Raw genomic sequence first — 12,362 nt, forward strand, 5'->3', positions numbered from 1 at the left:
TCTCCCCGCCGCCGACCATCCAGAATGGTCATCGCCGCAGGTCGATCCGATCATGGAGTTTGCCCGCGAAATGTTACGGACGCCAGCCTTCATGGAAATCAATTTCACATATGGACGGCCGTCCACCCGGTTCACCGGCTCGTCATCGACGCGCGACGCGGGCGACACACGGTCACCTTAGGACTGACGGGCATGGACAAGATCAAGGATGCACTGGTGGCGGCGCTCGGGCGGCGTACCCTCATCACGGCTGTCGCGGCGCTCGGTGCCGGCGTCACCGCGGGGTCCGGACCGGCGATCGCCGGCGGCCGGAGCGCCGGGATCCTGCAACCCGGGAAGGGACCGATCGACGGCAAGCACTACCTGCGGTCCCGGCCGGACGAGGTGCGCTGGGGATACGTGCCGTCCACCGGCAGCGCGCCGGTCCTGCGGATGCGGTCCGGCGAGACCGTCACCGTCGACACCGTCTCGCACGAGGGCATCCTCGAGGACCAGGGCCGCGACCCGGTCGAGTGGTTCCGGCGGCAGGGCGTGAACCGGGACAGCGTGCTCACCGACGCGATCGCGATCGCCCGTGACTACGACCGGACGACGCGGAACTTCGACGTCGACGGGCCGCACGTGGTCACCGGGCCGATCCACGTGGACGGCGCCGCGCCGGGCGACGTACTCAAGATCGAGGTGTTGTCGGCACTGCCCCGCGTGCCGTACGGCGTCATCTCCAGCCGCCACGGCAAGGGCGCCCTCCCCCGCCTGGCCGGCGGCGCGGTGCCCGCCGGGATCACCGAGGCCGACATCATGCCGCCGGTGGAGTCGGACGGCCGGGCGACCGGCGACCCCCGCCGCTACGGCAACGTCTCGGTCTTCACCCCGGTCCGCACCACACGCAAGGGCGCGCTCACCGGCGTCCTGCCCGGCGCCGCGTTCCCGCTGAACCCGTTCATGGGGATGATGGGGGTGGCCTTCACCGACGCGCCCGGACTGACCGACCCGGCCCTCAACTCGATCCCGCCCACCCTCGGCGGCGGCAACATCGACATCAACCTGCTGGGCCGGGGCGCCACCTTCTATCTGCCGGTCTTCGCCGAAGGGGCGCTGTTCTACGTCGGCGACCCGCACATGGCGATGGGTAACGGCGAGGTGGCGCTGACCGCGATGGAGGGGTCGCTGCGGGCCACCTACCGGCTGACGGTGGTCAAGAGGGGCCGCAAGGGCGCGCCGTCGGTGGCGTTCGGGTACCCGTTCGCCGAGACGCCGGACGCCTGGGTGCCGATCGGGCTCTCCGACCCGGACGGCTCGCTGGGCGGCGGACAGGGCACCGACCTCGACGTGGCGATGCGGCGGGCGGTGGTCAACGCCCTCGACTTCCTCGAGCACGACCTCGGCATGCACCGGGCGATCGCGTACGCGTACCTGTCCGCGGCCGCCGATTTCCAGGTCTCCCAGGTCGTGGACCGCACCGTCGGGGTGCACGCGGTGATCCCGAAGGATCACTTCTGACCGGGTGCGGTACAACATGACGATGACTGACACAGAAACCGGTGTGCGTGAGGCCATCGAACAGGGCCGGACCGCCCTCGGGATCGAGCTGGGGTCGACCCGGATCAAGGCCGTCCTGACCGGCCCCGGCCACGAGGCGATCGCGGTCGGCAGTCACGACTGGGAGAACCAGTTCGTCGACCGGGTCTGGACCTACTCTCTGGAGGCGGTCTGGGAGGGTCTGCAGGGCTGTTTCGCCGCGCTCGCCGCCGACGTGCAGGCCAGGCACGGCGTCGCGCTGCGGACCGTCGGCGCGCTCGGCGTCTCCGCGATGATGCACGGCTACCTCGCGTTCGACGCCGAGGGCGAGATCCTCACCCCGTTCCGCACCTGGCGCAACACCAACACCGGTGCGGCGTCCGAGGAGCTGAGCGGCCTGTTCGGGTTCAACATCCCGCACCGGTGGAGCATCGCGCACCTGCACCAGGCCGTGCTGAACGGCGAGGAGCACCTGGGCCGGATCGCCCACCTCACCACCCTCGCCGGGTACGTGCACTGGAAGCTCAGCGGCCGCCAGGTGCTCGGTGTCGGCGACGCCAGCGGCGTGTTCCCGATCGACATCGCCACCGGCACGTACGACGCGCGGATGCTCGCGCAGTTCGACGAGCTGGCCGCCGGGCGGGTGCCGCACAAGCTGGCCGAGCTGCTGCCCGCCGTGCTGCCCGCGGGTGAGGCGGCCGGTGAGCTGACCGCGGCGGGTGCCGCGCTGCTCGACCCGAGCGGCACGCTGGCGCCGGGCGCGACCATGTGCCCGCCGGAGGGTGACGCCGGCACCGGCATGGTGGCGACCAACTCGGTGGCCCGCCGCACCGGCAACGTCAGCGCCGGCACCAGCATCTTCGCCATGATCGTGCTGGACGGCGAGCTGAGCCGGGTGCACCCGGAGATCGACCTGGTGACCACGCCGGCCGGTGACCTGGTGGCGATGGTGCACTGCAACAACGGCGCCAGCGAGCTGAACGCGTGGGCCGGCCTGTTCGCCGAGTTCACCGCGGCGCTGGGCATCGAGCAGGACAGCGGCACCGTCTTCGAGACCCTGTTCAAGGCGGCGCTGAACGGTGCCCCCGACGGCGGCGGCCTGATGGCGTTCAACAACCTGTCCGGCGAGCCGATCACCAAGCTGCACGAGGGCCGTCCGCTGTTCCTGCGCGAGCCGGGCAGCACGCTGAGCCTGGCCTCCTTCATGCGGGTGCAGCTGTACGCCGCCCTGGCGACCTTGCGCATCGGCATGGACGTGCTGCAGAAGTCGGAGAACGTGCAGCTGGACCGGATGTTCGCGCACGGCGGCCTGTTCAAGACCGAGGGCGTCGCGCAGAGACTGCTGGCCGCCGCGATCGACACTCCGGTGTCGGTGGGTGACCTGGCCGCCGAGGGCGGCGCGTGGGGCATCGCGGTGCTCGCCGGTTTCGTCACGCAGCGCTCCGCGGGCCAGAGCCTGGACGACTTCCTCACCACCGCGGTGTTCGCGGACGCCCGCCTGGACACCGTGGCGCCGGACGCGGCCGACGTGGCCGGCTTCGACGCGTTCATGACGCGCTACGTCGCGGCGCTGCCGGTCCAGCAGGCGGCGGTCGACCACAGCTGAGCACGACGGGCGGCGCCGGGCCACGCCGGCGCCGTCACCGTGGACGCCACGCGGCCCGACGAGGACGAGCCGAGGGCGGGCGGCGCCACCCCGGGCCCGGGCCGGTTCAGCGCTTGTCGTGGACGGTCACCGCGTACCCGTTGAGGTCTTCGAAGGTGAAGGTGCGGCCGAACGGTCCGTCGATCGGGGCGGTGACGATCCGGACCCCGGCGGCCAGCAGGTCGTCGTGCAGTTCCTGGGCGTTGTCGGCGTGCAGCCAGAGGGCGACGCCGAGGCCCGGCTGCCCCGCCGCGAGGTCGGTGCCGGGGACCGGCTCGCGGACCGCGAACGGGATCGGCTCGGTCGCGAAGACCACGGCGTGCGGCGGGCTGACCGGTGCGCGGCGCAGGCCCAGGTGCTTCTCGTAGAAGGCGGCGGTCGCCTCCAGGTCGCGGGCCTGCAGGGAGTAGAAGTCGAGTCCGGTGACGGCCATGGTGATCTCCTCAGACGTACATATGTCAGGATCCTGACATGCACCACGCTATGTCAGGATCCTGACATCGTCAACTCAGCGCCCGCACGCACGCCGCCAGATCAGCCTGCAGGCGCTCCCGGCCGCCGTCGCTCAACGCCTCGGTCATCCGGCGCTCGACCGCGGCGACCGTCCGGCTGGCCTCGGTGAGGACCTCCCGGCCGGCATCGGTGAGCCGGGTCGGCAGCGCCCGGCCCTGCGGGGCGGACGACGCCCGGGCCAGCAGGCCGCGCTCCTCCAGACCGAGCAGCAGCGCGTGCATCGACTGCCGGGTGACGAACACGCCCCGCGCCAGCTCGGCCGCGGACAGACCCGGTCGCTGCCCGAGCAGCTCCAGGCAGGAATACTGCGGAACGGACAGTCCCAGCGGCCGCAGCTCCGCATCCATCGCGGTCCGCAGGGCCGCCGCGGCCTGCTTCAACGCGTACCCCACCGACAGATCGAGATCGCCCACCCCAGAAGTCATGTCAGCATCCTGACATGGTTTTGACACGGTTCGTAGGGTGGGCCGATGCAACAGAGCGTTCCCCTGGGCATGACCCAGGCACTGGCCATCTGGATCGTGGCCGCCGCCGGCCTCCTGCTCGTCCCGAACCCGGTCGCGGCCGGCGCGTTCCTCGGCGGGGCACTGCTGGCCTGCCTGATCCTGGGCGCCTGGCACCGGCGGTCCGGGCGGGCGGACACTTCGGTGGGCGCCTACGCCGGCCTGATCCTGTGGCCGGTCGCCCTCGGCCTCACCCTGCTGCTGATCAACGTCGCGTCGACGTCGACATCGTCCTTCGAATGACCTCCTCTGTCCCCGGGAGAGGGCAGATACCCAAAGACGGTCAGCCGCGCTCTGGGTGGTTGACGTTTCACAGCCCGCAACTTCGCAGGCTCCGCGTCCCGACACGGCAAGCCCTGCCGCGTTCACGATGTTCACGGCGGCGTTCGTATCGGCGTGACCGGCCCAGCCGCATGACGTGCAGACGAACGCCACACCCTTACGGGACTGCCGATCTCGATGTCCGCACGCCGAACACGTCTGCGACGTGTACGCGGGCGGGACCTTCAACAACTGCCCGCCCCGTTCCACCAGTTTGTATGTCAGCATCTCCACCGTTCGGGCGTGCGCCTCGTTCAACATCGATCGGTTCAGCCCGGCCTTCTGCCGTACATTGACGCCCTGAGTCAGGGTGGTCCCCTTCGCGGAACGGACCATGGTGGAGACCCGCAGGTCCTCCACCACCACGATGCCGTATCGCTGTGCGATCGTGGTGGTGGTCTTGTGCTGCCAGTCGCTGCGGCGGCGCTTGATTCTCGCGCGGGCCCCGGCGATCTGGCCGTACGTACGGCGCAGCCTGTTCGACGTCTTTTCGAACGGCTTACTACGTTCCCGGTTCTGCCTGGCCGCTTTGCGTTCCAGCCTGAGCAGCCGTTCGGCTTCCTTCGGCCTGATCCACGCACCGTGGGTCTGGTCCTCACCGTCCGATAAGGCCAGAGCGACGTTGATGCCCCGGTCGATACCGACCGCAGGGCCTTCGTGCCGGGCGGGCACCGGCGACTCGACCTCGGTGCGGAACACGATGTGCCAGCCGAGGACGTCTTTGACGATCCGGGCACCGGTGATCCGGCCCCGCTCTCGTCCGGCGCCGGGAATCGGACCGGACCAACGGAACCGGACGACGCCGATCTTCGGAATCCTGACCTGACCGACATGCCGGGACAGGCGGGTCACGGCGAGTTCGCCGCCCTGCGGGACATCCACCGCCATCCGGGACCGGATGCGGCTCTTGAACTGCGGGGCGCACGCCCGGCCTTTCCAGCAGTTCCTCCACGCCGTGACATACGTCTTCAGGACCTGCTGCGCGGCCTGAGCCGGGAGAACGGCCAGCCAGCCGATGTCCTTACGGGCCTGCCGGATCGCCTCATCGGCCTGCTTCAGAGCCGACCGGCGGTTCCTTCCACCCCACGTCCACCAGGCGTGCAACAGGTTCCACATCGCCCGCGCGGCATGACCCTGCTCGTCAAGGGCGGCAACCTGCCCGCAAGTCAGGACCAGACGGCGAACATACCCGCGATTGACGTTCACGCCTTCGGGTCCTTACGCCATGAACGTTCCCACCGGGTCTCCACGCACTCCCGGAGCGTCACGGCCGACACGTCCCCGACGGACAACACGACGCAAGGCGGTACCCAAGACTGTCCCCTGCCCCACAATCCGTCCGGTATCCGGCCACGCATCGAAATATATGTGCGCAGCCCATCCGATGGAAAAAGATCACCCTTCCGAGCAGGATTTTACCTGCCACCGAAGCGGCAGCACTCTCGCCCGACTTCGGCAGAAGGCCCGCGCACCCTCAGGCCTTGACGATGTTGCCGCCGGACTCCTCGACGCTGATCTCGGCCAGTGCCTTCGTCGCCGGGCCGCCGGTCGGTTCGCCGGTCGAGCTGGAGAACGTGCTGTTGTGGCACTTACAGGTGATCGTGTTGTCGGCGACCGAGGAGACCACGCACCCCTGATGGGTGCAGATGTTGCTGAACGCCTTGTACGTCCCGGCCTCTGGCTGCGTCACCACGTAATCGGTGGTGATCACGCCGCCCTTGACCGGGACGTCGGCGGCGGCGGTGATGACCTCGCTGTCGCTGCCGGCCGCCGCGCTCGCTGTCGCTGCGGCCGACGCCGTCGCCGTGGTCGTGGCCGTCGCTCCGGTGGTCGTGCTGGCCGTCGTCTCCGACTCGGTGCCGGAGTCCGAGCCGCATCCGGCCAGCAGCGCCCCGGCCCCGGTCACCCCAGCGGCCATGTGCAGCATCGCCCGCCTGTCGACGCCGTTCATAGTCATCCCCCACCCAGAAAGTTGCCCGAATTCTACCGAATTTCACCGCTGGCGGGAGCGGAATCGGCGTCGGTGATCTCGCGGACCACCCGGCACGGCGTGCCGTAGGCGACCGTCATCGGCGGCACGTCCCGGCTCACCACGCTGCCCGCACCGATCACCGCGCCGTACCCGATCGTGACGCCGGGCAGGACCACCACGTTGCTGCCGATCCACACCCTGTCCTCGATGGTGATCGGCCGGGAGAACCGCCGGAAGTCCTCCCGCAGTGCCGGGTGGATCGGATGTCCGGTGGTGGTCAGCGTGACGCTCGGGGCGATCATCACGCCGTGACCGATCCGGATCTCGACGTCGTCGACGAAGGTCAGGTTGACGTTGCCGAAGAAGTCGTCGCCGAGGTGCACGTTGCTGCCGAACCCGGCGTGGAACGGGGAGAGCAGCACGGTCCGCTCGCCGGCCGACCCGAGGATCCGCTCCAGCAGCGCCCGGCGCCGGTCCGCGTCGCCGGGCCGGGTGCTGTTGTACTCGAAGATCAGGTCGGCGCGGCGCAGCGGGTCCTGGAAGGACGCCTCGGACTCGGTGTAGAGGTGGCCGCGCCGGATCCGGTCGAGCACCTCGTCATGGTCTGCCATGCGATTCATCGTCGACCATGAACACCGATGCCAGCGGGAGACATGCGGTCAGCGCCGCCAGCGTCAGGAATCCGGCCGGCCAGCCGTGTCGCTCGACGACCACGCCGACCAGCGGGGCCGCGACCGCCAGTCCCAGGGCGCTCGCCGAGTTGATCCAGGTCATCGCCTGCGTGTAGACCGCGGCGGCGGTCACCTGCTGCAGCCGCACCGACAGCGGCACCACCACCAGGCACACCGCGCCGCCGATCAGCGCGTACCCGATGATCATGGCCGGCAGGCCGGGAGCCGCCGCGAGCGCCACGCACCCGGCGGTGAGCACCACACCGGCCGGCAGCGGCGACCGGGGCCGCATGACCATCCCCACGATCATGCTGACCACCCCGCCGGCCGCCGTGATCACGCCGGCGAGCGCGCCCGCGTCGTGGGCGAGGGCAAAAGCGGTCACCGCCACCCCGATGCCGCCGAAGAAGAAACCCAGCGCGAGGTTCGCGGCGAACAACACCAGGAAGTGCCGGTTCAGCAGCCGGCGGTCCACGATCATCCCCGGCGACATGCCGCCCGGGTCCGGCTCGCTGACACGTGCGGTGATCAGTCCGGCGACACCGCCCGCCACCAGGGTCACGGCCACCGCCAGGCCCGCCCACGGCACGACCGTCGCGCTGAGGGCGGTGACCAGCACCGGTCCGACCAGGAACGTCAGCTCGTTGAGGACCGCTTCCAGGGACATCGCCACCGGGACCGTCCCGGTGCCGTCCAGCAGGCACCGCCAGCGCGCGGCGGCCAGCGCACCCACCGGTGGGGCCGTCGCGCCGACGACGGCGGCCACGCCGACCGCCGCCCATCCGGGTGACATCACCAGGGCGACGGCGGCCATGACGAACACCACAGTCGTCACCGGGACGACCCGGAACTGTCCACAGCGGTCGATCAGGCGACCGACATGTGGTCCCACCAGCGCATCGGCGACGGCGAACGCACCGGTGGCGGCGCCGGCCCGGCCGAACGAACCGGCCGTGCCCTGCACCGTCCAGAACACGGCGAGGCCGGTCATCGCCACGCCCCAGCGGGCCAGGGCGGCGGGAAGGAAGAAGCGTAAAGCGCCGGGCACCAGGAAAAGGGCACGGAAATGTGAAAGGCCTGTCATCAGAACGGAGACTCCAACGGCGTGGAAAGCCGCGAGCCGCCAGACAGGCCGGACTGGGACGTCAACTCGCCGCCCGACCATACCGCTGGTATAACCGACGGACCGATGCGGGTTCCGGCGAGGAGACAAGAGAATATGACCTGGTTGCATCTGCGCACCTGGACGCTGCGGCGCCGAGTCGCGGTGCTGTTCACGGTGGCCGGTCTGATGCTGACCGGGATCGGTGTCCTCGCCGCCGTCGCCACCGCCGACAGCAACCGGAACCTCGACGTGATCCTGGAGAAGACCGGGCCGATGCGGGTGGCCGGGCAGCAGCTCTACGCCGCCTACCTGGACCAGGAGACCGGTGTGCGCGGCTATGCGCTGAGCCGCTCACCGAACAATCTGGAACCCTACGAGCGGGGCGTCGCCGACGAGCAGCGGCTGCTGAAGCAGATCGAGACCCTGAACGCCACCGGCGGCCTGGCGGCCATCGATCAGGACCTCTCCACGGTACGCACCAGAGCACTCGAGTGGCGCACCAGCGTCGCCGAGCCGGTGTTCGCCGCGACGGCCTCCGGCGCCGGAGGGGTCGACGAGGCGGTCGGCACCGCCCGTTTCGACACGCTGCGGGCGTCGGTGGACCAGCTGCAGCTGGACATCCTGGTGCTGCGCAACCAGGCGGCGGACGACGCCAGGCGTACCGGAGCGGTGCTCGTGGCTCTGGAGATCGCCGCCGCGGTGATCGTGGTCGTGGTCGGCGGCCTGATGCTGCTGCTGATCAACCGGCTGATCACCCGCCCGGTGGTGGACCTGGCGATGCAGGTCCGGTCGGTGGCCGGCGGCGACTACGGCCGCGAGATCCTCAGTTCCGGGTCGCCGGAGCTGCGCAGTCTCGCCGGTGACGTGGACGGCATGCGCCGGCGGATCGCCACCGAACTGACCGAGGTCACCGAGGCCCGCGAACAGGTGGTGGCCGCCAAGGAGGAACTGGAGCTGAAGGCCGCCGAACTGGCCCGCTCCAACCGGGACCTGGAACAGTTCGCCTACGTCGCCTCGCACGACCTGCAGGAGCCGCTGCGCAAGGTGGCCAGCTTCTGCCAGCTGCTGCAGCGCCGCTACGCCGGGCAGATCGACGACCGCGCCGACCAGTACATCGCCTTCGCCGTCGACGGCGCCCAGCGGATGCAGCGCCTCATCACGGATCTGCTGGCGTTCTCCCGGATCGGCCGGCTGACCACCGGGTTCGTGAACGTGGACCTCGGTCGTACCCTCGCGGTGGTCGCGCAGCAGCGGGACGGTGAAGCCGACATCCGGTGGTCGGGCCTGCCCACCGTGCACGGCGAGGAGCCGCTGCTCACCACGGTCTTCGTCAACCTGATCGGCAACTCGCTGAAGTTCCGCCGACCGGACGTGCCGCCGGTCGTCACCGTCACGGCGGACCGCGACGGCGACATGTGGCGGGTCAACGTCCGCGACAACGGCATCGGCATCGAGGCCGAGTTCGCCGACAAGGTGTTCGTCATCTTCCAGCGGCTGCATCCGCGCGAGGCCTACGAGGGCACCGGCATCGGCCTGGCCATCGTCAAGAAGATCATCGAGTACCACGGTGGCCAGATCTGGCTGGACCTCGAGGTCGAGGAGGGCACCTCGGTCTGGTTCACTCTCCCCGCCCCACCCGCGGAGCCCTAGGAACAGATCGGCACCGGCGTCTCCCAGGCCGCGTTCGCCTGCCACTCCTCGGCGGTCAGCTCGCCCACCTGCCCACACAGCACCTCCACCTCGTGCAGGAACGCGTAGGCGTCCCAGAAGACGACGGTGCCGTCCGCACCGGCGCCGGACAGCGTACCCGGAACGCTGTCCGGCCCGGCGGGACCACAGCCTTTCATGGTCATCATCATGATCGATGGATAGGATCGGCCCATGACCTCCACAGCTCGATATGACGAGGCCGCAGATCTCTACATCGCCGAGGTCGGTGAGAAAGTCACCGACGGTGGCACCGCCGGGCTTCTCGACCTGGCCGGCCAGGTCGACGGACTGGACATACTCGACGTGGCCTGCGGCCACGGCCGGATCACCCGCGAGCTTGCCCGGCGGGGCGCCCGTCCCACCGGTGTCGACCTCTCCGCCACGCTGGTCGAGCGGGCGAGGAAACAGGAGGCGGCCGAGCCACTGGGCATCGAGTACCACGTCGGTGACGCCGCCGAGGTGGTGGGCTCCTTCGACATGGTCGTCTGCAACTTCGGGCTGTCCGACATCGATGATCTGGACGGTATGCTGGACGGCACCGTGGGTGCGTTGCGGCCCGGCGGCGCGCTGGTCTTCTCCATCCTGCACCCGTGCTTCCCGGGCTGGGGATCCGGTCGGTCCAGTTCGTGGGCGCCGCAGACCGGATACCACACCGAGGGGTGGTGGCGGAGCGAGGCGGCCTCCTCCAAGATCCGGCAAGCCGTGGGGGCCAACCACCGCACGCTTTCGACCTATCTCAACGCACTGGTCGATCACGGTTTGATCGTGGACCGACTGGCCGAGCCCCTCCCTCCACCCCACTGGCTCGACGCGGACCCTGCTCGGGGGACGGTGCCCATCTTCCTGGTGGTACGGGCCCGTCGCCCTCGACCGTGATCAGGCGAGAGCGGCCTGCAGGCCGGTGATGCCCTGCCAGTCGGGCTCCGGCTCGTTAAGCTCGGTCACCAGCCGGATCTGCCAGTCCGAGACCTCCTCGTAGCTCATGTTGAGGGTGTCTGCGCAAGCGGTCCAGAAGCCGCCGACGATCGCCGGGTCGGTGAACCGCACCAGCCCGGCCCGTTCGAGCTCGGACGCCTGCGGTGTTCCCGGAAGCGGACGGATCGCGTACGGGGTGATCCGGAACCGCAGATCGGGGTTGATGTCCCGGAGTTCGTCCCTCAGCCGGCCCACCGAGTCCAGCAGCGTCTCCATGGTGGCGTGGCTGTCGCTCGGCAACCCTACGATCACGCCGTAGTTGATGTCCGGCACCCCTGCTCGCACGATGGCGCGCATCATCGCCGCGTGCTCCTGCCAAGGCAGCAGCTTCTCGTACGATTCCTGGCCGAGCAGCGGACGCTCGGCCGGGATGTACGCCTGGGCGCAGCCGACCCGGCCGTCCCACCCCCACACGGCCTCGACCATCTCCAGGTCGGGCCGGCGGTCGCCGCCGCGCTTGCCACGGCCCAGCGTCGCCTTGCCGAGCTCGATACCGTTGCCCCACAGGATGGGGAGCTGTTGTTCACGGGCGTCCCGAAGGATGGCGAGGACGTCGTCGCGCCCGTTCGGCCACAACACCCGGCCGAGGAACTGGTCGGACAGGATGATGACGGACTTGGCACCGGCGTTCCGCTGCGCCGCCAGCCAGTCGTGTGCCCGTTCCGGGCCCGAGGCCCGGTAACCGATGCGATAGGTCGGTGTCTGGCAGAAGCTGCAATGGCGGTCGCAGCCGACATCGAGCATCACCCCGGCGACCGGTTTGAGCTCGTCACCGATCGGCGCCTCCCAATAGCTGGTTCCCAGGGTCTGCGAGACCATCCACGGTTTCGGCAACGGCCAATCGTGCGGATCCATCGGCGGCCGTCGATTCTTGTGGACGGTTCCGTCCGGAAGCATCACCCCGGTGAGTCGTTCTACCGGCTGACCCAGCACATACCGGAGCACGTCGATGTTGGCAGCACCCGACTTGTCCATCACCACGGCATCCGCACCGGCATCCAGGTAGAGCCGGGGATTACCTAGCGCCTCGGAACCGCCGACCACGACCTTCGCACCCCCGGCGTGCAGGAAGGCGACCACCTCCAGGGCGGGATCCCGCTCCTGAAGATAGTTGACAGTCACTCCCCACACGTCGAACCGGGCCGGGTCCAGCGACTTGACCGACGCCCCGACGGCGATCTTGGACATCATCCGCGAGCGCCATCGGACCTGCCCGTACTCGTAGGCGTCGTCGGCCTGTTTCATGTTGACGATCGCTGTGTCGAATCCCGCCGCGTCCAGAAGCGCGGCCAGGATCTGCTTGCTGGCCAACGGTTCCGTCTTGCGGAAGGCTGTCCAGTTGAGCCCATTCTCGTCAACGAGTTTGAGGGCCGGTAATTCGACGAGCCCGACTGACGCCACGCCGCCTCCTCCGTTATCAGTCGTCCAC

General features: G+C 69.6%; 12 protein-coding genes and 1 pseudogene. 5 read left to right on the plus strand and 8 right to left on the minus strand.

From position 1 onward, the window contains the following. Window positions 1–192 precede the first annotated feature (192 nt). Both WH85_RS21815 and WH85_RS21820 read left to right on the plus strand, forming a co-directional pair. Complete coding sequence (locus tag WH85_RS21815; protein WP_045743795.1) at window positions 193–1,500, plus strand: acetamidase/formamidase family protein; 1,308 nt, start codon at window positions 193–195, stop codon at window positions 1,498–1,500. Between the two features lie 22 nt (window positions 1,501–1,522). Next, a complete protein-coding gene (locus WH85_RS21820) occupies window positions 1,523–3,124 on the plus strand; it encodes a xylulokinase (RefSeq protein WP_157411144.1) in 1,602 nt (533 codons plus the stop codon). A 106-nt stretch (window positions 3,125–3,230) separates the two neighbouring features. Here the strand turns inward: WH85_RS21820 and WH85_RS21825 are convergent, their stop codons facing one another. Then, the gene (locus WH85_RS21825) at window positions 3,231–3,596 is read right to left on the minus strand and encodes a VOC family protein (RefSeq protein WP_045743796.1); all 366 of its coding nucleotides are present in this window, start codon (window positions 3,594–3,596) and stop codon (window positions 3,231–3,233) included. A gap of 70 nt (window positions 3,597–3,666) precedes the next feature. Further along, window positions 3,667–4,101, minus strand: a complete 435-nt coding sequence (locus WH85_RS53055; RefSeq protein WP_052720640.1) for a MarR family winged helix-turn-helix transcriptional regulator — start codon at window positions 4,099–4,101, stop codon at window positions 3,667–3,669. 45 nt (window positions 4,102–4,146) lie between these two features. On the opposite strand from WH85_RS53055, the gene WH85_RS53060 reads away from it, so the two are divergent. Continuing rightward, on the plus strand, window positions 4,147–4,422 hold the full coding sequence (locus WH85_RS53060; protein WP_169792475.1) for a hypothetical protein: 276 nt from the start codon (window positions 4,147–4,149) through the stop codon (window positions 4,420–4,422). Between the two features lie 132 nt (window positions 4,423–4,554). Here WH85_RS53060 and WH85_RS54170 read toward each other — a convergent pair. The 4 genes and pseudogenes from WH85_RS54170 to WH85_RS21850 form a co-directional block, all read right to left on the minus strand. Next, window positions 4,555–5,706 (minus strand): annotated as a pseudogene (locus WH85_RS54170) (RNA-guided endonuclease InsQ/TnpB family protein); the annotation flags it as partial. A gap of 268 nt (window positions 5,707–5,974) precedes the next feature. Then, window positions 5,975–6,457, minus strand: a complete 483-nt coding sequence (locus WH85_RS21840; protein WP_045743799.1) for a Rieske (2Fe-2S) protein — start codon at window positions 6,455–6,457, stop codon at window positions 5,975–5,977. A 26-nt stretch (window positions 6,458–6,483) separates the two neighbouring features. Then, entirely contained in the window at window positions 6,484–7,083 is a 600-nt protein-coding gene (locus WH85_RS21845; RefSeq protein WP_045743800.1) for a sugar O-acetyltransferase, read from the minus strand. After that, on the minus strand, window positions 7,070–8,191 hold the full coding sequence (locus WH85_RS21850) for an MFS transporter (protein WP_052720643.1): 1,122 nt from the start codon (window positions 8,189–8,191) through the stop codon (window positions 7,070–7,072). The genes WH85_RS21845 and WH85_RS21850 overlap by 14 nt, the downstream gene beginning before the upstream one ends. Window positions 8,192–8,362: 171 nt before the next feature. On the opposite strand from WH85_RS21850, the gene WH85_RS21855 reads away from it, so the two are divergent. Beyond that, window positions 8,363–9,898, plus strand: coding sequence for a sensor histidine kinase (locus tag WH85_RS21855; RefSeq protein WP_045743801.1), 1,536 nt, complete (start codon window positions 8,363–8,365; stop codon window positions 9,896–9,898). On the opposite strand, the gene WH85_RS21860 is transcribed toward WH85_RS21855, so the two are convergent. Continuing rightward, a complete protein-coding gene (locus WH85_RS21860; RefSeq protein WP_045743802.1) occupies window positions 9,895–10,107 on the minus strand; it encodes a hypothetical protein in 213 nt (70 codons plus the stop codon). The two genes, WH85_RS21855 and WH85_RS21860, sit on opposite strands and share 4 nt — an antisense overlap. A 22-nt stretch (window positions 10,108–10,129) precedes the next feature. On the opposite strand from WH85_RS21860, the gene WH85_RS21865 reads away from it, so the two are divergent. Next, window positions 10,130–10,834, plus strand: a complete 705-nt coding sequence (locus WH85_RS21865; RefSeq protein WP_052720645.1) for a class I SAM-dependent methyltransferase — start codon at window positions 10,130–10,132, stop codon at window positions 10,832–10,834. On the opposite strand, the gene WH85_RS21870 is transcribed toward WH85_RS21865, so the two are convergent. Further along, complete coding sequence (locus WH85_RS21870) at window positions 10,835–12,334, minus strand: B12-binding domain-containing radical SAM protein (RefSeq protein WP_045743803.1); 1,500 nt, start codon at window positions 12,332–12,334, stop codon at window positions 10,835–10,837. Window positions 12,335–12,362: the final 28 nt, after the last annotated feature.

The organism is Actinoplanes rectilineatus, from assembly GCF_000962825.1.
In the GTDB taxonomy this organism is placed as follows: Bacteria; Actinomycetota; Actinomycetes; order Mycobacteriales; family Micromonosporaceae; genus Actinoplanes; species Actinoplanes rectilineatus.

Bases quoted from the DNA above. Each gene is read 5' to 3' on its own strand.
- WH85_RS21815 (WP_045743795.1), top strand. From the start codon at position 193: ATGGACAAGATCAAGGATGCACTGGTGGCGGCGCTCGGGCGGCGTACC.
- WH85_RS21820 (WP_157411144.1), top strand. From the start codon at position 1,523: ATGACTGACACAGAAACCGGTGTGCGTGAGGCCATCGAACAGGGCCGG.
- WH85_RS21825 (WP_045743796.1), bottom strand. From the start codon at position 3,596: ATGGCCGTCACCGGACTCGACTTCTACTCCCTGCAGGCCCGCGACCTG.
- WH85_RS53055 (WP_052720640.1), bottom strand. From the start codon at position 4,101: ATGACTTCTGGGGTGGGCGATCTCGATCTGTCGGTGGGGTACGCGTTG.
- WH85_RS53060 (WP_169792475.1), top strand. From the start codon at position 4,147: ATGCAACAGAGCGTTCCCCTGGGCATGACCCAGGCACTGGCCATCTGG.
- WH85_RS21840 (WP_045743799.1), bottom strand. From the start codon at position 6,457: ATGACTATGAACGGCGTCGACAGGCGGGCGATGCTGCACATGGCCGCT.
- WH85_RS21845 (WP_045743800.1), bottom strand. From the start codon at position 7,083: ATGGCAGACCATGACGAGGTGCTCGACCGGATCCGGCGCGGCCACCTC.
- WH85_RS21855 (WP_045743801.1), top strand. From the start codon at position 8,363: ATGACCTGGTTGCATCTGCGCACCTGGACGCTGCGGCGCCGAGTCGCG.
- WH85_RS21860 (WP_045743802.1), bottom strand. From the start codon at position 10,107: ATGATGATGACCATGAAAGGCTGTGGTCCCGCCGGGCCGGACAGCGTT.
- WH85_RS21865 (WP_052720645.1), top strand. From the start codon at position 10,130: ATGACCTCCACAGCTCGATATGACGAGGCCGCAGATCTCTACATCGCC.